This is a genomic window from Aurantiacibacter odishensis, assembly GCF_003605195.1.
Taxonomy (GTDB): Bacteria; Pseudomonadota; Alphaproteobacteria; order Sphingomonadales; family Sphingomonadaceae; genus Alteraurantiacibacter; species Alteraurantiacibacter odishensis.
Genome location: NZ_QYOS01000025.1, coordinates 270673 through 289623, shown reverse-complemented (window position 1 = coordinate 289623; position 18951 = coordinate 270673). Strand labels below are relative to the sequence as shown.

Genomic DNA, 18951 nt, shown 5'->3' with positions numbered 1-18951 from the left:
GGATGATGGCAAAGTGCGAAGCCCAAGGGCGACAACATTTGTCTATCACGCGACATTTCGGCGCGCGCGCTTCCCCTTGCTGGAAAGCAGGTCTAACGGCGAGCAATGCCATTTCGCGATATCGCCCTGCTCGTCCTGCTCTGCCTTATCTGGGCGGGGAACGTGCTGGTGAGCCGCCTCGTCGTGACGGACCTTGGCGTGCCGCCGCTGTGGTACGCCGCGCTGCGCACGGTCGTGGTGATGGTGGCGCTCGCTCCGTGGCTGAAATGGCCCGGCCGCGACTGGTGGCGCGTGGCGCTGGTAACGACGGCAGTCAGCGGCGGCGGATTTGCCCTGCTCTTCGTGGGCCTACAGGATGCCACCGCATCGTCCGCGGCGATCGTTCAGCTGGCGGGTGCGCCGATGACGGTGCTGATGGCCATGGTCATTCTGAAGGAACAAGTCCGCTGGCGGCGCGGCATCGGCATTGCCATGGCGCTTGGCGGCGTGATCTTGGCCATCGCCTCGCCTGATGGGTGGGAGAATTCCACTGGGCTGCTGTTCGTCTTTGCTGGTGCCTTCGTCGGTGCGCTCGGTTCCGTCTATCTCAAGACTATCGAGCTTTCAGCCTTGCGCATGATGGCCTGGGCGGGATTCTTCTCCACCGCGCTGCTGCTGCCGCTAAGCCTGCTGCTGGAAAGCGGACAGGTCGAGGCGTCGCTGGCGGTCCCGGTGGAACTGGCAGGCGCGCTGGCTTTCTCAGGGCTGGTCGTCTCGGTCTTCGCGCACACCGTCTACTTCCGCATCCTGCAGAAGAACGAGGCGGGCGTGGTCGCGCCGATCACGCTGCTGACGCCCGTGTTCACGATCCTAATGGGCGCGACGCTGGCGCGCGAACCTGTCGGCCTGATGATGCTGGCAGGCGCGGCGCTGGCAGTGAGCGGCGTGCTGGTGATCGCGGTGCGACCCAGCAAGACCATCTTCAAGGGGCTGCTGGTGCGCCCCCGGCTGTAGGATCAGTCGATCAGTTGAAGCCGACCCCGAGGAAATCGGGCTTCGGACCGTTCCATTCACCCGCAGGCACCGGCTCGTCGTCCTGGTCACGGCGGCGCGACTGGTTGCCGGACTTCGGACCACCGGAACGCGAGCCGGAGCGATCCTCGCGCTTTTCCCGGCGCGGGGCGCGATCGTTCTGGCGATCGTCGTCTCGGCTCTCGTTGCGGCGCGAGCGGGTGCGCTTGGGCTTTTCGTCCTGCTCGTCCTCGGAGTCGTCCTGCTTAGGCCCTTCCTTCTTGGGCTGCGCCTTTGGCAGTTCGACCCGTACGTCCTTCTTGCCGAACACCGGCACTTCGCTGCCGGTCAGCTTCTCGACGTTCTCGATAGCCTCGGCATCTTCGGGCGCTACGAAAGTGAATGCGCGGCCCTTGGCTCCGGCGCGGCCCGTACGGCCGATGCGGTGGACATAATCGTCCGGATGCCACGGCGTGTCGAAGTTGAACACGTGGGACACGCCCTTGATATCCAGACCGCGCGCGGCGACGTCGCTGGCGACCAGGATGTTGATCTCGTTGTTCTTGAACCGCTGCAATTCCGCGTTGCGCTGGTTCTGGTCGATATCGCCGTGGATCTCGCCGCTGGCAAAGCCATGGCGTTGCAGGCTCTTGTTGAGCTCACGCACCGTCGTCTTGCGGTTGCAGAAGATGATCGCGTTTTCGACGAGGTCGTTGCGCAGCAGCCAGCGCAAGGTCTCTCGCTTCTCGCGGGTCTTTACCGGGATCTTGAAGGCGGTGATGTTCTCGTTGGTGGAAGCAGCGCGTGTCACCTCGATCCTCTTCGGATTGTCGAGGAACTTCTTCGCCAGCTTCGCAATCGGCGCGGGCATGGTCGCGCTAAACAGCAGGGTCTGGCGCTTCTCCGGCAACTTCTCGCAAATGAACTCGATGTCCGGGATGAAGCCCATGTCGAGCATGCGGTCAGCCTCGTCGATCACCACCAGTTCGCAGGCATTGAGCATGATCTTGCCACGCTCGAACAGGTCCATAAGGCGACCTGGCGTGGCGATGAGCACGTCCACGCCGTCGTTCAAGGCTTTCACCTGCTCGCCCATCTGCACGCCGCCGATCAGCAGCACCATGGTGAGATCGTGGTTCTTGCCGTACTTCTCGAAATTCTCGGCAACCTGCGCGGCGAGTTCGCGCGTCGGAGCGAGAATGAGGCTGCGCGGCATCAACGCGCGGCGGCGGCCACTGGCCAGAACATCGATCATCGGCAGCACGAAACTGGCCGTCTTGCCGGTGCCGGTCTGGGCGATGCCCAGCACGTCCTTCATCATCAGCACCGCAGGAATCGCTTCCGCCTGAATGGGAGTCGGCTCGGTATAGCCAGCCTCCTCGACGGCTTTGAGCAATTCAGGCGAAAGGCCGAGATCGGCAAAAGTGGTCAAATCGTAAGGTCCGGAAATAAGAGGGAGTGCCGATCACACGGCACGATGCTTGCGCCGCGCCCTATGCAGCAGGTGGGCAGAAAGTCAAGATTTACGGGTAAATCGCTGCTACTGGCTGACGGCGACCAGACGGCTGAATTCGGTCACTTCGCAACTCGCTCCGGCGCGCGATTGCAACAGGTCGCGAGCCACGCACAGGCGGCCATCGTCGCTGCGCTCCACATAGAAGCCTGCGTAGAAAGCCCGCGCAACGCATGTTTCGCCCAAACGGGCAGACAGGATCTGCCGCTGGCGGGTGAACATCAGCAGGCGATTTCCCTCGGCGGGCTGCACACCCAGGATGTCGTCCACCTCGACGCAGTCGTCATGGTCCACTTCCGCAAAGCTCTGGCGCATCGGGCGGCGCGGAAGTTCTGCCATCATCTGCGAGCGGGCACGCGCCGGTGCGGGCGACACCCGCACGATCACGCGCTGGCGAATGCGAACCTGGTTGTGCTCCTGCGCCCGGTGCGCCCCGTCCAGTAACGTGGTGGGTGAAGTTTGCGATGGGCCGAAGCCCAGCGGCAGGCTCGATTGCGGACCCGTCAACCGTACGTTGTCCTGCGCTGCCACGCGCACCGGCACCTGCGCCGCGAAGATCGGGGCTAGCAGTGCGACAAGCGCGAGGATGGCGATAAGGCGTTTCATGGATTCGAATAATTGGTCGGCAGGCGTCCGGTCACGTGCGTGTCACAGCGTTAGGAAGTGGAGATAGCAAGAAGGATTGAATGGTGGCTTAACCTGCATATGCACCTTTGCAACCCGGCCATAATGCTGGCAACGCGAGAAACCATGAGCACGACCGACGAATTTCTCTCCGCCGCCAGCAGTCTGCTGGGAGAGCGCGGATTTACCACCGATGCGGACCTTATCGAACCCTGGCTGACCGATTGGCGCGGACGCTTTACCGGGCGCGCCCTTGGCATGGCCTCTCCCGCCAGCACGCAGGAAATAGCCGGACTGATGAAGCTGTGCGCCGCACATCGTGTTCCCTTGGTTCCGCAGGGCGGCAACAGCGGCATGTCGGGCGGGGCCACGCCCGATGAAACCGGCAAGGCCATCGTCCTGTCGCTGAGGCGGATGGACAAGGTGCGCAGCTTCGATGTGGATGCCCGCCAGATCACCTGTGACGCGGGATTGATCCTGCAAACGCTGCACGAGACGGTTGAAGCCGAGCGCCTGCGCTTTCCGCTCACGCTGGGCGGAAAGGGTTCTGCCACCATCGGCGGGCTGATCTCCACCAATGCCGGCGGAACGCAGGTGCTGCGTCACGGCTCGATGCGGGCACAGGTGCTGGGGATAGAGGCGGTGATGGCCGACGGCAGGGTTTTCGATTCGCTGCGACCGCTGAAGAAGGACAATCGCGGGTTCGACCTGAAGCAATTGCTGATCGGTTCGGAAGGCACGCTGGGTATCGTCACTGCCGCCACCTTGCGCCTGTTGCCCGCCCTCGCCGACCGTGCCGTGCTGTGGGCGGGGCTTGGCGACATTCGCGATGCGCGCAAGCTCCTGCTCCATGCAGAGCGTGTGGCAGGCGATGCGCTGGAAGGGTTCGAGGTCATGCCGCGCCACTCGTTGGAGGCGGTGCTGGCCCACAGTGCCAATGCCCGCGCGCCCTTGCAGGACCATCACGAATGGAACGCGCTGATCGAACTGACCGCCGATGCTTCGGGCGCGGACGCACTGCCCGCCCTCGCCCAGTCGCTACTGGAAAGCGCGTTCGAGGAAGGGCTGGTCGCCGATGCCACCATCGCCCGCAACGAGGCGCAGGCGGAGGAATTCTGGATGCTGCGCGACGAGATCGCCCCCGCCGAACGCGCGATCGGCCCGGCAATGCAACACGATATCTCAGTGCCGGTGCCGGACATGGCCGAATTCGTCGCCGATGCCGTGCCGAAAGTGGAGAAGGCCTTCCCCGGCACCACCGCCGTCGCCTTCGGACACCTCGGGGATGGCAATGTCCATTTCCACGTGCTCGCCCCCGAGGGTGCCGTTCCGGGCGAGTGGGAGCTTGGCCAAGGCAAGGCCATCAGCGCCTTCGTGCACGATGAGGTGACGGCGTGGAACGGATCGATCAGTGCCGAGCACGGGATCGGACAGTTGAAGCGCGACGAACTGGCGCGGCTGGGCGATCCCGCGCAGCTTGCCATCATGCGGCAGGTGAAGCGCGCGCTCGACCCCGCCGGCCTGCTCAACCCGGGCAAGCTGGTGCCGCTTGAAACCGGCACCGAACCCCTTTAAGGCCGCGCCCCAACAGTTTCACGAGATTCTATTTCGGATAAGGGCCTTGTTGGCCGCACAGCCGAATTCAACCTGATCGGAGAGTATGATGGCCAGCGCGCCGAAAGCCAGTTTGCCCGTTTTCTACAACGAACTGATCCCCCTCAACAGCAACGACCACGGCGACTGGAACGCCCGCTCGGTCGACAAGGCTCCGTGGGTGGTCAACAACCACGCCGTGCCGCTGACCGTCGAGGAATTCCCCTCCGCCCAGCGTGACTTTCCAATCGTGTTCTCTTCGGGTGAACGTTCGGTGCCGCTGGCGCTGATGGGGCTGAACGAAGGCGTGAACGTGTTCTTTGACGACGAGGGCGCCCCGCGCGACGCGACGCCGCCGTACATTCCCGCTTACATCCGCCGCTATCCGTTCCTGCTGGCGAAGCTGGATCCGAACTCGGAAAACCTGTCGCTCTGCTTCGACCCGACCAGCGACCTCATCGGCAAGTTCGACGAAGGCCAGAAGCTGTTCAACGACGACAAGGAACCCAGCGATCACACCAAGGGCCTCCTGCAGTTCTGCGAGAAGTTCGAGGAAGCGGGCAACCGCACCCAGCTGTTCATGCAGGAACTGGAAGCCCACGACCTGCTGATGGACGGGGAAATCGCCATCAACCGCGCGGACAAGCCCGACCAGCCCTTCGTCTATCGTGGCTTCCGCATGGTGAACCAGGAAAAGCTGCGCCAGCTTCGCGGCGACCAGCTGCGCAAGTGGAACGAAAACGGCCTGCTGCCGCTGATCTTCGCGCACCTCTTCTCGCTGGACCTGATGCGCACGATCTTCGCGCGCCAGGTGGAACAGGGCAAGGGTCCGCAAGGCATGGAAGCTGCTGCAGCGGCAACCGCACCCCAGGCGTAAACGCACATTTTCGAAGCGGCGTCGACGATACGCCCGTTTTTCAGGATGACATCAGCCAAGGGCGGTCCGAGAGGGCCGCCCTTGGTCCATGTGATCTTGAAACATTTGCGCTTCTGCTTATCTTTCAATTGTCCGGTCGGCGCTCCCCTCATGGCCCGGCCGGATAGGTGCGCTTCGGCGCGCCTCCTCCCTGAACCTTGGCCGCCTCGTGCATTGTGCACGGGGCGGTTTTTTCATGACTATTCGGCAGCCTGGGCGAAGCCGCTCGCACCCTTCGCCACCTCTTCGGCCAGCCTGCGCACGAGAGCGGCCAGCAAGGTGCCGACAGGCTCAACCCCATCGCCCGGCTCGCGCAGGTGCCGGTCGAGATAGGTCGCACGGCAGATTTCCAGCTGAATGGCGGAAATTCCCCGCGCCGGAGCGCCGTGGCGATCGAGCACGTATCCGCCCGCATAGGGACGGTTGTGCGCCGCGCGCACACCGCTCGCGTCGAAATGGTCGAGCGCGGTGGAAACGAGGTTGCCCTCGCACGAAGCGCCGAACCGGTCTCCGATGACGAAATCCACCGCAGCCCCCTCCCCCGTCTTGGGGCCGAGCGGAGGCATCGAATGCATGTCGAGCAGCAGCGCCCCGCCCCACTTGTCCCGCAGCGCCTCCAGCGTCTGCGACAGGGCGAGGTGATAGGGCGCGTGGACCTGGTCTATCCGCTTGGCAAGATCGGCGGACGGGAGCGGCTGGCGCCATAGCTCGCCAAGGCCAGGCAGTCGCCGCGGAACCAGCCCCAGCCCGCTGCGCGAACGGCGCCCCGCTGCAAGGCGCGAGCGCACGAAGCCCGTGCGTGGGCCCGTTATCATGTCCCAATCCACGTCTTCCGGCGAGCGGTTGAGATCGATCATCGCGCGCGGTGCGTTCGCCACCAGCAGCGTTGCCCCGGTCGCGTCGGCCACGTAGCGGGCGACGAGATCGACGTAGCGGTCTTCCAGCCGCGGCGCGGCCTCTCCGGGATGGCGCATCCGGTTCACGAGGCTGAGCGGATATTCGCGCCCGGCGTGGGGCACGGCGATCAGTACGGGAATGGTCAGCGCGCGTGGCCGGTGCAGGACATAGGCCGGCTGCCCCTCCCCGCCGGGGATCAGGCCGCCTTCCTGCATCTGCGAATCACGGGAGCCATTATCGTGCTGGGTCATTGGGTTGTCATTGCTGGCGGGGAAGTCCGCAAGTGTCAAAGGGCGCGGCACCGTGCGGTGGCTGTCCCAATGCTGGGCAAGTCTTACGAGGGTGCAGATTCTTAACGCGAATCTGCTTAAACACGATCCTCACAAACATTCACGGGGAAGAGTAAGAAGCATGATCCGTATCCTGCTGGCCGAAGATGATACCGCGATGCGCACCTATCTGAAGCGCGCGCTGGAACAGGCTGGCTTTTCGGTCATGGCGGTATCCTGCGGCACCGAGGCGATGCCGCTGCTGGAAACCGAGATCTACGACCTTCTCCTGTCCGATATCGTGATGCCGGAAATGGACGGGATCGAACTGGCCCAGCGCTGCAACGAGCTGAGCCCGTCGACCAAGGTCATGTTCATCACAGGATTCGCCGCGGTCGCCCTGAAAGCCAACCGCGAAGCCCCGCATGCAAAGATGCTGTCCAAGCCCTTCCACCTGAAGGACCTGGTGCTGGAAGTGGAGCGCATGTTCGAGGATAGTGCCGTCGCTTCGCTATAACGCGCAAGTAGGCTCTTGCGAAACGAACGAGGCGGCGCTATCTGGCCCGCCTGCCGACCGAAATACGGTCTGCAACACCCGAATGGTGTGGGCGTATAGCTCAGTGGTAGAGCACTATGTTGACATCGTAGGGGTCGCAAGTTCAATCCTTGCTACGCCCACCATTCGCACCCTTCTGAAATAACCCCCTGATCCGCCGCTACTTGTCCTTCCTGGCAAGGTGCTGGCGCGACATCTTCTCGATGCTTTCCAGCTCGGAAATCGTCTGGTCGATGGCTTCGCGCTGGTGGCGCAGTTCCGCCAGGCGTTCCTGCGTGGCATCCAGCATCCGCTGGGCCTGCACCACCTGATCGGGATCGTGATCGTAAAGGCTCAGGAATTCGCCGATCTCGCGAATCGAGAACCCCAGCCGCTTGCCGCGGAGAATAAGCTGCATCCGCCCCATCTCGCGGCGTGAATAGACCCGCATCGAGCCGACGCGGCCCGGCTGGATCAGTCCCTTGTCCTCGTAAAAGCGCAAGGTGCGCTGGGTGACGCCAAGCGCTTCGGATGCCTCGGCGATGCTCTTCAGGTCGCCCTGCTGCATGTCCTCGAAGCCGGGCAGTTCGCCCGAAATGCGTTCTCGCTGTTCGCTCATGCAGTTCCCCCTTCGCCTTCCGCCGCCTCGCGCCTGGCCTTCTCCTCTGCCACAAGCGCCTTCTTTTCCAGCTTGCCGACCAGAGTTTTCGGCAACTCGTCTCGAAATTCGTAGGCGTCGGGCATTTCGATCGGGCTGAGACGCATCTTCAGGAATGCGTGCAGGGTCGCTGCGTCCAGTTCCTCCCCCTCGTGCAGGGCAATGAACAGCTTTGGCGCTTCGCCGCGATACTCGTCGGGAATCCCGATGGCGACGGCTTCCTTCACCGCCGGGTGTTCGTAGGCCGCATCCTCGATCACGCGCGGATAGACGTTGTATCCGCTGCACAGGATCAGGTCCTTGATGCGGTCGACGATGAAAAGATAGCCGTCCTCGTCGAGGTAGCCGATGTCGCCGGTGCGCAGTGCGCCGTCCAGGAAGACCTTCTCGGTCGCATCGTCACGCTTCCAGTAGCCTTTCATCAGCTGTGGCCCGCGTGCGCAGATCTCGCCGCGCTCGCCTTGCTCCATCAGCTTGCCCGTTTCGGGATCGCGGATTTCGACCACGGTGTGCGGGAAAGCGGGCCCGGCGGAATTGTCCTTCACCGGCGTGCGGCCCAGCAACGGGTTGCTGGTGATGATGGGAGAGGCTTCGGTCAGGCCATAGCCCTCCGACACCGGCGAGCCGGTGCGCGTTTCGTACTGGTGGCGCACTTCCAGTGGCAGCGGCGCCCCGCCCGAAATGCTGGTGCGTACGCCAGACAGGTCCGGCACCTTGTCGTCCGGCAGCGATCCCAGCGCGTTGTAGATCGTAGGCACGCCGAACATCATGGTGGGCGGCTTGCGCTTGATGGTGGCCAGCACCTCGTCCATCTCGAACCGCGGCAGCAGCACCAGTTCGGCAGCCACTTCCACGCCGAAATTCAGCACACAGGTGAGCGCGAAGACGTGGAACAGCGGCAGCACGCCCAGCGTGCGCTCCTGCTGGTCGCGCTCCTCGCCGATGTGCAGCAGCATCTGCGCCGAATTCGCGGCAAGGCTGGCGTGGGTGAGCATGGCACCCTTTGGCCGCCCGGTCGTTCCCCCTGTATATTGCAGGACTGCCACGTCGTGCGGATCCTGCGGAACGGAGCGGAGAGTGGCCTGGTGCGCAGCGAGTTCGCTGTAGTCGGAATAAGTGATGCCTGCCCGCTTGCTGGCGAGCGAGGACCGCTTGAGCGTGCGCAGGCCTACACTTTTCCAGAACGGCAGGACATCGGCCATCGAGCACAGGACGATGCGCTCCATAGCGGAATCGTCCGCGCCCCAGGCATTCGCGACCTTCGAATGCAGGAGTTCCAGATCCGGCACGGCGACCATCTTGGCGCCCGAGTTCGTAATGAGGAATTCGATCTCGCTGTCGGAATAAAGCGGGTTCAACTGCACCACGACGCCCCCTGCCCGCAGCACGGCGTAATAGAGAATGATGGAATAGGGCGTATTGGGCAGACAGAGGCCGAACCGGTCGCCTTTATCAAGGCCCAGAGCCTGGAGGCCCGTGGCAACCCGCTCCACTTCCTTGCCAAGTTCGCCGTAGGTGTATTCCTTGCCGAGGAAATCGATCGCCACGCGGTTCGGAAACTGGGTGATCGCCCGGTCGAACGCTTCAGTCAGCAGTCGCGGACGCAGGTTCCCCTCCGCATCCAGGATCCGGCTGGGATCAAGCGGGTGGGACGTAACCGCGGCCTCGTTCATCGATCATCCTTTCCATTTGTGGCGCAGTTTTTGACCAAACTGCGTCTTGATTTCACCGTGCTTGACGTATACGTCAGGTCACAGACTTTATCGTAACCATTCGGCGCAAAAGGTCAACAAAGGTCGATGCGCGAAAAAGAAAGGCAGAACAGAACCATGAGTGATGTCGTCATTGCAGGATATGTCCGATCCCCGTTCCACCCCGCGCATCGCGGCGCGCTGGCCAAGGTTCGTCCTGACGACCTGGCGGCAAATACCATCAAGGGGCTGATCGAACGCACCGGCGTGAACGCCGAAGAGATCGAGGACGTGCTGATGGGCTGCGCCTTCCCCGAAGGCGAACAAGGCTTCAACATCGCGCGCCTGGTGGTGCTGCTGGCCGACTTGCCGCTCAGCATCGGCGGCATGACGATGAACCGCTTCTGCGGCTCTTCCATGAGCGCTGTGCACTATGCCGCCGGTCAGATCGCGATGGGCGCTGGCGAAGTGTTCATCGCAGCGGGCGTCGAATCGATGAGTCGCGTGCCGATGACCGGCTTCAACCCCATGCCCAACCCCGAACTCGCCAAGCGCAGCGCCGCCTACATCGGCATGGGCGACACGGCGGAGAACGTGGCGAAGAAGTACGAGCTGTCGCGCGAATCGCAGGAAGCTTTCGCCCTCACCAGCCAGAAAAAGGCAGGTGGAGCGGTCCAGAAGGGCTCCTTCAAGGACGAGATCGTCCCATACACCCTGCCCGATGGTACGGTGATCGACGTGGACGGAACGCCGCGCCCCGATACCACCGCCGAAGGTCTGGCTGGCCTCAAGCTCTCGTTTGACGAAAATGGCACCGTGACCGCAGGCACCGCCTCCCCCCTCACCGATGGCTCCGCCGCCGTGCTGGTTTGCAGCGCGGACTATGCCGCGAAGAACGGCTTAAAGGTGATGGCGAAGATCAAGAGCGTGGCCATCTCCGGCTGCGCGCCCGAAGTGATGGGCCTTGGACCGGTCGAATCCTCGAAGAAGGCGCTGAAGCGCGCGGGACTGACCATCGACGATATCGACATCGTCGAACTCAACGAAGCCTTCTCCAGCCAGTCGCTCGCCTGCATCGGCGACCTTGGCATCAAGGAAGAGCGCATCAACCTTGATGGCGGCGCGATTGCCATCGGCCACCCGCTGGGTGCCACCGGTGCGCGCATCGTCGGCAAGGCGGCCAGCCTGCTGCAGCGTGAAGGCAAGAAATACGCCCTTTCCACCCAGTGCATCGGTGGCGGACAGGGCATCGCGACTATCCTGGAGACCGCATAATGGCTGACGCAACCATCAAGAAAGTCTGCGTGATCGGCGCCGGCACGATGGGTGCCGGTATTGCCGCCCAGATCGCCAACGCCGGCGTGCCCGTGCTGCTGCTGGATATCGTGCCCAAGGACGGCGACAACCGCAACGCGATTGCCGAGGGCGCGGTCAAGAAAATGCTCAAGACCGACCCGGCCCCGTTCATGGGCAAGCGTCCGGCCAAGCTGGTGGAAACCGGCAATATCGAGGACGACCTTGGCAAGGTTGCCGAGTGCGACTGGGTGGTGGAAGCCATCATCGAACGGCTCGACATCAAGCAGGACCTCTACGCCAAGCTGGAGGAAGTGCGGAAAGACGGCACGGCCGTTTCATCCAACACGTCCACCATCCCGCTGGAGCAGTTGACCGATGGCCGGTCGGATGCGTTCAAGCGCGATTTCCTGATCACCCACTTCTTCAATCCGCCGCGCTACATGCGCCTGATCGAACTGGTGGCAGGCCCCAAGACCAATCCCGATACACTGGAAATGGTCCGCGAATTCGTGGACCGGAAGCTGGGCAAGACCCCGGTCGATGCCGAGGACAGCCCCGGCTTCATCGCCAACCGCATCGGCACCTTCTGGATCCAGCAGGCGGTGAACTCCGCCTTCGACATGGGCATGACGGTGGAGGAAGTGGACGAGATCGGCGGCAAGCCGATGGGCGTTCCCAAGACCGGCATTTTCGGCCTCATCGACCTCATCGGCATCGACCTGATGCCACACCTGATGAAATCGCTCACCAGCACCCTGCCCAAGGACGACTGGTACCAGAAGATCGCCCGCAGCGAGCCGCTGATCGAGGAAATGATCGAGAGCGGCTACACCGGGCGCAAGGGCAAGGGCGGCTTCTACACCCTCGAAAAGGGCGAAGACGGCAAGCGCACCAAGATGGCGAAGGACCTGAAGTCCGGTGAATACCGCGCCGCGGCGCGTCCCGGCCTCGTCCACGGCTCGGCTGCCAGGGGCGACCTCGGCAAGCTGATTTCGATGAAGGGCAAGGTCGGCGACTACGCCTGGGCCGTGCTCGGCCCGACGCTGTCCTATGCCGCCAGCATCGTTCCCGAAGCGACCGCCACCGTGGTGGGCGTGGATGACGCGATGAAGCTGGGCTACAACTGGAAGACCGGCCCGTTCGAGATGATCGACAAGATCGGCGCTGCCAAGCTGGTCGAACGCCTCGAGGCGGACGACCTTCCGGTGCCCGAAATCCTGAAGATGGCGGGCGACCGCAGCTTCTACCGAATCGAGGACGGCAAGCGTCAGTACCTGGGCACAGATGGCGAATACCACGACATCGAACGTGCCGAGGGCGTGCTGCTGCTGGAAGACATCAAGCTTTCCAGCAAGCCTATCATGGCCAACGGCTCTGCCGCCCTGTGGGACATCGGTGATGGCGTCGTCGCGCTGGAATTCACCGGGAAGATGAACGCGCTGGACGAGCAGGTGATGAAGCTGATCCAGAAGGCCATTCCGGTGGTGAAGAAGGATTACAAGGCTTTCGTCGTCTACAACGAAGGCTCCAACTTCTCCGCAGGTGCCAACCTCGGCCTCGCCATGTTCGCGATGAATATCGCTGCGTGGAGCGAGGTGGAAAAGAGCGTCAAGGGCGGACAGGATGCCTACAAGGCGCTGAAGTACGCCCCCTTCCCCGTCGTCTCGGCTCCGGCCGGAATGGCGCTGGGCGGTGGCTGCGAAATCTGCCTCAATTCCGATGCCATCCAGGCCCATGCCGAGACCTACATCGGCCTCGTCGAATGCGGCGTGGGTATCATCCCAGGCTGGGGCGGCTGCGGCGAATTCATTTCCCGCTGGAAGGACAATCCGCGCCATCCCGCTGGCCCGATGCCTGCCGTGTCCAAGGCGTTCGAGACCATTTCCACCGCCACGGTCGCCAAGTCGGCTGCCGAAGCGAAGGAACTGGGTTTCCTGCGCCGTGACGACGGCATCACCATGAACCGTGATCGCCTGCTTTACGACGCGAAGCAGCGCGCACTCGCCATGGTCGATGGCTACGAAGCCCCTGAAAAGCCCGAATATCGCCTGCCTGGCCCCAGCGGCAAGGCCGCGCTGGAACTGGCTGTCGAAAGCTTTCACAAGCAGGGCAAGGCCACCGACCACGACGTGACCGTGGCAGGAGAGCTTGCCTATGTGTTGACCGGCGGCGATACCGATATCACCCAGGTGGTGACCGAGGCCGACATGCTGAAACTGGAACGGGAAGCGTTCATGCGCCTCGTCCGAAATCCGAAGTCGCAGGCGCGGGTCGAGCACATGCTCGAAACCGGCAAGCCGCTTCGCAACTGATCAGAGAGGATTTGTCCAATGCAAGTCTATGAAGCCCCCATCAAGGACATGCTGTTCAACCTGAACGAACTGCATGAAGACGACGGTTTCGGCAATCTCGAAGGGTTCGAGGATTTCGACGAGGACGTGACTGCCGCGATCCTGGAAGAAGCGAACAAGTTCTGCCGCGACGTGCTGCTGCCGATCAACTGGCCCGGCGATCAGGAAGGTTGCCGTATCGAGAACGGCGTGGTGCGAACGCCCAAGGGTTTCCAGGATGCCTACAAGCAGTTCTGCGAAGCGGGCTGGTCGAGCCTTGGTGTCTCCCAGGAATGGGGTGGCCAGGGTGCCCCCCACTCCATCGCCAAGATGGTTGAGGAAATGACCTGCTCCGCCAATCTGTCGTTCGGCCTCTATCCTGGCCTGACCGGCGGCGCGATGGTGGCCCTGGAAGCCTACGGCAGCGACGAGCTGAAGAGTTTCTACATGCCCCGCATGGCGAGCGGCGAGTGGAGCGGCACCATGTGCCTCACCGAGCCGCACTGCGGCACGGACCTTGGCATGCTACGCACGAAGGCAGTGCCGCAGGACGACGGCAGCTTCCTCGTAACCGGCAACAAGATCTTCATCAGCGCGGGCGACCATGACTTGGCGGACAATATCGTCCACCTGGTGCTGGCGAAGCTGCCCGATGCCCCTCCGGGCGTGAAAGGTATCTCACTGTTCCTGGTGCCCAAGTACCTGCCGAACGAAGACGGCACGCTGGGCAATCACAACAATGCCAAGCCCACCGCCATCGAACACAAGATGGGGCTGAAGGCTTCGGCCACCTGCCAGATGACTTTCGAGGATTCGAAGGGCTGGCTGGTCGGCAAGCCGCACCGCGGCTTGGAAGCCATGTTCGCGATGATGAATACCGAACGCGTGGCCGTGGGCATCCAGGGGCTTGGCGTGGGCGAGATTGCCTATCAGTCGGCTGTCTACTACGCGAAGGACCGCTTGCAGGGCCGTTCGCTCTCTGGCGTGAAGAACCCTGACGGACCCGCGGATCCGATCATCGTCCACCCGGACGTTCGCCGGATGCTGATGACGATGCGTGCCTACAACGAGGGCAGCCGTGCAGTCTCCGCGTGGGTCAGCCGCGCGCTGGACGCAGAACATGCCTCTCCCGAACCCGAAGCGCGTGCCCGCGCCAAGGATTTTGTGGCCCTGATGACCCCTGTCGTGAAGGCTCTCTTCACCGACCTCGGCCACGAAAGCGCGCACCTTGCGGTGCAGGTCTACGGCGGCCACGGCTACATCCAGGAAACGGGTGTGGAACAGTTCGCCCGGGACGCCCGCATTGCGCAGATCTACGAAGGCACCAATGGCATCCAGGCACTGGACCTCGTCGGGCGCAAGCTGCCCGATCGCATGGGCCGCAACCTGCGCAGCTTCTTCCACCCCGTCTCTCAGTATATTGAGGACAACGCGGGCGACGAGAAGATCGGCAAGATGATTGCAGGGCTTCAGCAGGCCTTCGGCGCACTGCAGATGTCCACCGGGCACATCGCGCAGAAGGGCCTGAAGGATCCGGAGGAAGCGGCCGCCGCTGCCACCGATTACCTGCGCCTGCTGGGGTTCGTGGCCATGGGTTACTGCTTCGCCAAATCGGCGCAGATTGCCTACAGGCGGCTGGAAGAAGGCGCCGATGACAAGCCGTTCTACGAAGCGAAGATCATCACCGCGCGTTACTTCTTCGATCGCCTGCTGCCACCGGTCATGGCGCAGATGATGGCCATCACCAGCGGCAAGGCCAGCATGATGGACATGCCGGAGGACGCATTCTGATGCGCAGCGCCGCCAACCCGGCGCTCGATAGCTTCGCTGGCGGGCTGAAAGTTCCCGCCATCGTTGCGCCCATGTTCCTCGTCTCCGGGCCGGACCTCGTGGTGGAAAGCTGCAAGGCTGGGCTGTGCGGCACATTCCCGGCGCTGAATCAGCGCACGACCGAAGGCTTCGAGGACTGGCTCTACGAGATCGAGGAGCGGCTGGGTGACGGCGGCGCACCCTACGGCGTGAACCTGATCGTTCACGGCTCCAACCCGCGGGTCGAGGCCGATCTGGAGGTTTGCATCAAGCACAAGGTGCCGCTGATCATCACATCGCTCGGTGCGGTGCCGGATCTCGTAAAGGCAGTGCATTCCTATGGCGGACTTGTGTTCCACGACGTGATCCAGCGCCGCCATGCGGAAAAGGCGGCGGAGGCCGGTGTCGACGGCATCATCGCCGTTGCAGCGGGCGCAGGTGGCCACGCGGGCACCTTCAGCCCCTTCGCCCTCACCAGCGAAATCCGCGAATTCTGGGAAGGGGCGTTGATCCTTTCCGGCTCCATGAGCCACGGCGGCCATATTGCCGCGGCGCAGATGATGGGCTGCGACTTCGCTTACTTCGGCAGCCACTTCATCGCGGCAGAAGAAAGCATGGCGCCGCAGGGCCAGAAGGACATGATGATCGGCGCTTCTGCGAAGGACATTACTTACACCAACAAGGTGACGGGCGTCGGCGCGAATTTCCTGGCGCCCAGCCTGGAGGCGGCGACCCTGCATGATGCGCCGGGCGAAATGTCTCTGAACGAAGAGGCGAAGGCCTGGAAGACCATCTGGTCTGCCGGGCACGGCACTGGTGCGGTGCAAGACGTGCGTCCTACAAAGGCAATCTGCGAGCAGTTGATTGCGGAGTATGAAACGGCAAAGGCGAATTTCTGCAGGTGATCGGCACAGGCAGCCCACAAGGACGTTGTAGCTGCTGAATGCCAGCCAATTTCGCCAGCCGCGCCCCTCGCATAAACGCCATAGCAACGGCAGTGCCGGATTGCGACGTGCACGAGCGTTACACCGAGTGGGCGGCATCGCAGCTGGACGACGAGCGGAAGGCGAAACTGTTTCGCCGCATGGAATCGCGCGGCGGTATCTCGCATCGCTATTCGGTCCTGACCGGCGGCGATGCCGCGATGGATTTCGGCAGCTTCTACATGAACGGCGAAGAACCGGGCACGCACGCCCGGATGGAACGCTATGCCGCCCACGCGCCGGACCTTGCCATGCAGGCAATTGCGGGTCTGCGATCCACCGAGGGTATCACCCATATCGTGATCGCCAGTTGCACCGGCTTCCTAGCGCCGGGTCTGGACCAGATCATCGCTCGCCGCCTTGGTCTTTCCACCGGCGTAGAGCGAGTCTCCATCGGTTTCATGGGCTGCTACGCTGGCGTTACCCTGCTGCGCACTGCTGCGCATATCGTGCGCTCCGACCCGTCGGCCAAGGTCCTGGCCGTGTCGGTAGAACTTTGCTCGCTGCACCTGCAGCGATCAGACGATATCGAGAGCCTGCTCGCCATGGGTCAATTTGCCGACGGCGCGGCGGCCGTGATCGTCAGCGGAGAAGGCGACGGGCTCGGCCTTGGCGAAGGGCTCTCGCTGGCGCTGGAGGAATCGGACGAGCTCATTACCTGGACCATCGGCGACAGCGGCTTTGTGATGCACCTGTCTGGCGAAGTGCCCGGCAAGCTGGCCGAGGCGCTGGACGAAGCTTCCGTTTGCGAGGCCATCACGGGCGACGCTCCGCCTGTCGCATGGGCCGTCCATCCGGGCGGACGCTCGGTCCTCGATGCAGTCGAACGCGGTCTTTCCCTGCCCCCTGCCGCCCTCGCCGCGTCCCGCTCCGTTCTCGACACCTGTGGTAACATGTCGTCGGCTACCGTGCTGTTCGTGCTGCAGAAATTGGCGAAGAATAAACCAGAATCCGGCATCGCCCTCGCCTTCGGTCCGGGCCTCGCGATGGAGGGCCTGCGGTTCGGCTGGGTGTCAGGCCATGCTTGAGGAACGGCTGGAAACCGAGGAAATGATGGACGACCCGGCCCTTCCGGAAGCGGTCTACCGCCAAGTCCTCGCCGATCTCGCACAGGTAAACCGAGTGACGAGGGCCTACCGCCCTACCCTCGATTTCCTTGCAAAGGCACTGGTGAAGAACGAAAGCTTCACCCTCCTCGATGTCGGTTTCGGGCAGGGGGACATGCTGCGGGAAATCGCGCACTGGGCGAGCAAGCGCGGCATCAAGACGAAGCTCGTTGGCATCGACCTCAATCCCCGCAGCGAAGCCGCAGCCCGTGCCGCCACCGATCCCGGCCTGCCGATCACCTACCTCACCGGCGACTATGCCGACCTGATGAATGAGAAGTGGGATTTTATCGTCTCCAGCCTCGTCGCCCATCACATGAGCCGCGAGGAACTCGTGCTGTTCCTGCAAGTCATGGAGAACGAGGCGCGGCGCGGCTGGTTCGTCAACGATCTGCACCGCCACGGCCTCAGCTACCTCGGATATCCGCTGCTCGCCCAACTCGCAGGTTGGCACCGCATCGTTCGCATGGACGGGCAGACTTCCATCGCGCGATCCTTCCGCCGGGACGAGTGGCTTGCCCTGCTGGACGAAGCCGGAATCACTTCCGCGCAGGTCACACGCAAGTTTCCCTTTCGCCTGTGCGTCTCGCGGCTCCGCTGATCCTGGGCGCAGGCCCTGCGGGATGCGCGGCGGCGATTGAACTGGCGCGCGCCGGGGCCAGTCCGATACTCCTCGATCGCAGCGAAACGGTGGGAGACCCCTTGTGCGGCGGGTTCATGAGCTGGCGCTCTCTGGCGCAACTGGTGACGCTGGGGGTTGATCCGCGTACCCTGGGTGGCCACGCGGTCGATCACCTCAAGCTCTTTACCGGCGGCCGCGCCGTGCAGACGCCCCTCCCCCACGCCGCGCTCGGCCTGTCCCGACACGCGCTCGATACCGCGCTGCGCAAGGCCGCGATTGAGGCAGGCGCAAAGCTGGAAATCGACACGATCCGCGCCGTCGTGCCCGGTCTCGCAGCCGGGCAGTCGCAGGACTGGCACGCTGAGACGATATTCCTCGCCAGCGGCAAACACGATGTGCGAGATCAAGCCCGCCCCAGAACGGCTGGCGATCCCGCTCTCGGTCTCCGCCTCCGCCTCCCGGCCTCGCTTGAGCGCAAGTCCCTGATCGGCTCGGCTATCGAACTGCACCTGTTCCGCGGCGGTTATGCGGGGATAGTCCTGCAGGAAGACGGCTCTGCCAACGTCTGCCTCGCGCTTCGCAAGTCCGCCCTCACCGCTGCCGGTAGCGATCCCCGACGCCTCCTGGAGGGGGTCGCCGAAAGGAATGAACACTTTGCCGCATGTCTTGGCGACGACTGGCATTCCGCCAAGATCGAGACAATTGGGGCCGTTCCCTATGGCTGGATTGCCCAGGACACAACGCAGGGCCTTTTCCGGCTGGGGGACCAGGCTGCCGTTATCCCGTCCCTTGCAGGCGAAGGCATGTCCATCGCCGTCGCCAGCGGGATCATGGCCGCACGTTACTGGCTGCAAGGCGGCGCTGAGGCAGCACCCGCCTACCAGCGCGCCTTTGCCGCGCGGGCCCATCCTCCGGTGCAACTGGCAAAAGCCGCACGCGGTCTGGCGGAGAGGCGATTGGGCCATCTTGTCGCTCCTGTCGTCGCCAGCCTTGCTCCCGGCTTGCTGACAAAACTAGCGGAACGGTGCCGGATCGACCTTGCTCGTCCCGAAGCGTCCCCACCGGCTTGCACCAAGGCGCGTCCCTGCTAAGAGGCCCGCAAACGAATACGAACTCCAC

At 63.4% G+C, this 18951-nt stretch carries 16 protein-coding genes and 1 tRNA gene; 12 read left to right on the top strand and 5 right to left on the bottom strand.

Features of this window, described 5'->3' with window-relative positions; genetic code table 11:
• Positions 1-105: 105 nt before the first annotated feature.
• On the top strand, positions 106-993 hold the full coding sequence (locus tag D4Q51_RS13260; protein WP_120078286.1) for a DMT family transporter: 888 nt from the start codon (positions 106-108) through the stop codon (positions 991-993).
• 10 nt (positions 994-1003) lie between these two features.
• On the opposite strand, the gene D4Q51_RS13255 is transcribed toward D4Q51_RS13260, so the two are convergent.
• Both D4Q51_RS13255 and D4Q51_RS13250 read right to left on the bottom strand, forming a co-directional pair.
• The gene (locus tag D4Q51_RS13255) at positions 1004-2422 is read right to left on the bottom strand and encodes a DEAD/DEAH box helicase (RefSeq protein WP_120078284.1); all 1419 of its coding nucleotides are present in this window, start codon (positions 2420-2422) and stop codon (positions 1004-1006) included.
• Positions 2423-2530: 108 nt separating this feature from the next.
• Entirely contained in the window at positions 2531-3109 is a 579-nt protein-coding gene (locus tag D4Q51_RS13250) for a hypothetical protein (RefSeq protein ID WP_120078280.1), read from the bottom strand.
• Positions 3110-3253: 144 nt separating this feature from the next.
• Between D4Q51_RS13250 and D4Q51_RS13245 the strand changes: the two genes are divergently transcribed.
• Both D4Q51_RS13245 and D4Q51_RS13240 read left to right on the top strand, forming a co-directional pair.
• Positions 3254-4702 carry an FAD-binding oxidoreductase gene (locus D4Q51_RS13245; RefSeq protein ID WP_120078761.1) on the top strand — a complete coding sequence of 483 codons (1449 nt, stop codon included), beginning with the start codon at positions 3254-3256 and terminating at the stop codon, positions 4700-4702.
• A gap of 88 nt (positions 4703-4790) precedes the next feature.
• A complete protein-coding gene (locus D4Q51_RS13240; protein ID WP_120078760.1) occupies positions 4791-5597 on the top strand; it encodes a SapC family protein in 807 nt (268 codons plus the stop codon).
• A 239-nt stretch (positions 5598-5836) separates the two neighbouring features.
• Here the strand turns inward: D4Q51_RS13240 and D4Q51_RS13235 are convergent, their stop codons facing one another.
• Positions 5837-6784: an N-formylglutamate amidohydrolase gene (locus D4Q51_RS13235; RefSeq protein ID WP_120078278.1), complete on the bottom strand. Its 948-nt coding sequence runs from the start codon at positions 6782-6784 to the stop codon at positions 5837-5839.
• Positions 6785-6944: 160 nt separating this feature from the next.
• Here D4Q51_RS13235 and cpdR point away from each other — a divergent pair, with 160 nt between their 5' ends.
• Positions 6945-7319 carry a cell cycle two-component system response regulator CpdR gene (gene cpdR, locus D4Q51_RS13230; protein WP_120078275.1) on the top strand — a complete coding sequence of 125 codons (375 nt, stop codon included), beginning with the start codon at positions 6945-6947 and terminating at the stop codon, positions 7317-7319.
• A gap of 89 nt (positions 7320-7408) precedes the next feature.
• Positions 7409-7483: transfer RNA gene (locus D4Q51_RS13225), tRNA-Val, on the top strand.
• 35 nt (positions 7484-7518) lie between these two features.
• Here D4Q51_RS13225 and D4Q51_RS13220 read toward each other — a convergent pair.
• Both D4Q51_RS13220 and D4Q51_RS13215 read right to left on the bottom strand, forming a co-directional pair.
• Positions 7519-7956 carry a MerR family transcriptional regulator gene (locus tag D4Q51_RS13220; protein WP_120078273.1) on the bottom strand — a complete coding sequence of 146 codons (438 nt, stop codon included), beginning with the start codon at positions 7954-7956 and terminating at the stop codon, positions 7519-7521.
• Positions 7953-9668, bottom strand: coding sequence for a long-chain-fatty-acid--CoA ligase (locus D4Q51_RS13215; RefSeq protein WP_120078271.1), 1716 nt, complete (start codon positions 9666-9668; stop codon positions 7953-7955). Before D4Q51_RS13215 ends, D4Q51_RS13220 begins: the two co-directional genes overlap by 4 nt.
• Before the next feature lie 156 nt (positions 9669-9824).
• Between D4Q51_RS13215 and D4Q51_RS13210 the strand changes: the two genes are divergently transcribed.
• The 7 genes from D4Q51_RS13210 to D4Q51_RS13180 are packed head-to-tail and all read left to right on the top strand — an operon-like array spanning position 9825 to position 18923.
• The gene (locus D4Q51_RS13210; RefSeq protein WP_120078759.1) at positions 9825-10961 is read left to right on the top strand and encodes a thiolase family protein; all 1137 of its coding nucleotides are present in this window, start codon (positions 9825-9827) and stop codon (positions 10959-10961) included.
• Positions 10961-13294, top strand: a complete 2334-nt coding sequence (locus D4Q51_RS13205; protein ID WP_120078269.1) for a 3-hydroxyacyl-CoA dehydrogenase/enoyl-CoA hydratase family protein — start codon at positions 10961-10963, stop codon at positions 13292-13294. Before D4Q51_RS13210 ends, D4Q51_RS13205 begins: the two co-directional genes overlap by 1 nt.
• An 18-nt stretch (positions 13295-13312) precedes the next feature.
• Positions 13313-15103 carry an acyl-CoA dehydrogenase C-terminal domain-containing protein gene (locus D4Q51_RS13200; protein ID WP_120078266.1) on the top strand — a complete coding sequence of 597 codons (1791 nt, stop codon included), beginning with the start codon at positions 13313-13315 and terminating at the stop codon, positions 15101-15103.
• Positions 15103-16026, top strand: a complete 924-nt coding sequence (locus tag D4Q51_RS13195) for an NAD(P)H-dependent flavin oxidoreductase (protein WP_240624741.1) — start codon at positions 15103-15105, stop codon at positions 16024-16026. Before D4Q51_RS13200 ends, D4Q51_RS13195 begins: the two co-directional genes overlap by 1 nt.
• Before the next feature lie 38 nt (positions 16027-16064).
• Positions 16065-17132, top strand: coding sequence for a type III polyketide synthase (locus D4Q51_RS13190; RefSeq protein ID WP_120078264.1), 1068 nt, complete (start codon positions 16065-16067; stop codon positions 17130-17132).
• Positions 17125-17811 carry a methyltransferase domain-containing protein gene (locus tag D4Q51_RS13185; protein WP_162925331.1) on the top strand — a complete coding sequence of 229 codons (687 nt, stop codon included), beginning with the start codon at positions 17125-17127 and terminating at the stop codon, positions 17809-17811. The genes D4Q51_RS13190 and D4Q51_RS13185 overlap by 8 nt, the downstream gene beginning before the upstream one ends.
• Positions 17790-18923, top strand: a complete 1134-nt coding sequence (locus D4Q51_RS13180; RefSeq protein ID WP_120078261.1) for an NAD(P)/FAD-dependent oxidoreductase — start codon at positions 17790-17792, stop codon at positions 18921-18923. The genes D4Q51_RS13185 and D4Q51_RS13180 overlap by 22 nt, the downstream gene beginning before the upstream one ends.
• The last annotated feature ends 28 nt before the right edge of the window (positions 18924-18951 follow it).

Excerpts from the sequence above, each read along its gene's own strand:
- D4Q51_RS13260 (WP_120078286.1), top strand. The coding sequence starts at position 106 with ATGCCATTTCGCGATATCGCCCTGCTCGTCCTGCTCTGCCTTATCTGG.
- D4Q51_RS13250 (WP_120078280.1), bottom strand. The coding sequence starts at position 3,109 with ATGAAACGCCTTATCGCCATCCTCGCGCTTGTCGCACTGCTAGCCCCG.
- D4Q51_RS13245 (WP_120078761.1), top strand. The coding sequence starts at position 3,254 with ATGAGCACGACCGACGAATTTCTCTCCGCCGCCAGCAGTCTGCTGGGA.
- D4Q51_RS13240 (WP_120078760.1), top strand. The coding sequence starts at position 4,791 with ATGGCCAGCGCGCCGAAAGCCAGTTTGCCCGTTTTCTACAACGAACTG.
- D4Q51_RS13235 (WP_120078278.1), bottom strand. The coding sequence starts at position 6,784 with ATGACCCAGCACGATAATGGCTCCCGTGATTCGCAGATGCAGGAAGGC.
- cpdR (WP_120078275.1), top strand. The coding sequence starts at position 6,945 with ATGATCCGTATCCTGCTGGCCGAAGATGATACCGCGATGCGCACCTAT.
- D4Q51_RS13220 (WP_120078273.1), bottom strand. The coding sequence starts at position 7,956 with ATGAGCGAACAGCGAGAACGCATTTCGGGCGAACTGCCCGGCTTCGAG.
- D4Q51_RS13215 (WP_120078271.1), bottom strand. The coding sequence starts at position 9,668 with ATGAACGAGGCCGCGGTTACGTCCCACCCGCTTGATCCCAGCCGGATC.
- D4Q51_RS13210 (WP_120078759.1), top strand. The coding sequence starts at position 9,825 with ATGAGTGATGTCGTCATTGCAGGATATGTCCGATCCCCGTTCCACCCC.
- D4Q51_RS13205 (WP_120078269.1), top strand. The coding sequence starts at position 10,961 with ATGGCTGACGCAACCATCAAGAAAGTCTGCGTGATCGGCGCCGGCACG.
- D4Q51_RS13200 (WP_120078266.1), top strand. The coding sequence starts at position 13,313 with ATGCAAGTCTATGAAGCCCCCATCAAGGACATGCTGTTCAACCTGAAC.
- D4Q51_RS13195 (WP_240624741.1), top strand. The coding sequence starts at position 15,103 with ATGCGCAGCGCCGCCAACCCGGCGCTCGATAGCTTCGCTGGCGGGCTG.
- D4Q51_RS13190 (WP_120078264.1), top strand. The coding sequence starts at position 16,065 with ATGCCAGCCAATTTCGCCAGCCGCGCCCCTCGCATAAACGCCATAGCA.
- D4Q51_RS13185 (WP_162925331.1), top strand. The coding sequence starts at position 17,125 with ATGCTTGAGGAACGGCTGGAAACCGAGGAAATGATGGACGACCCGGCC.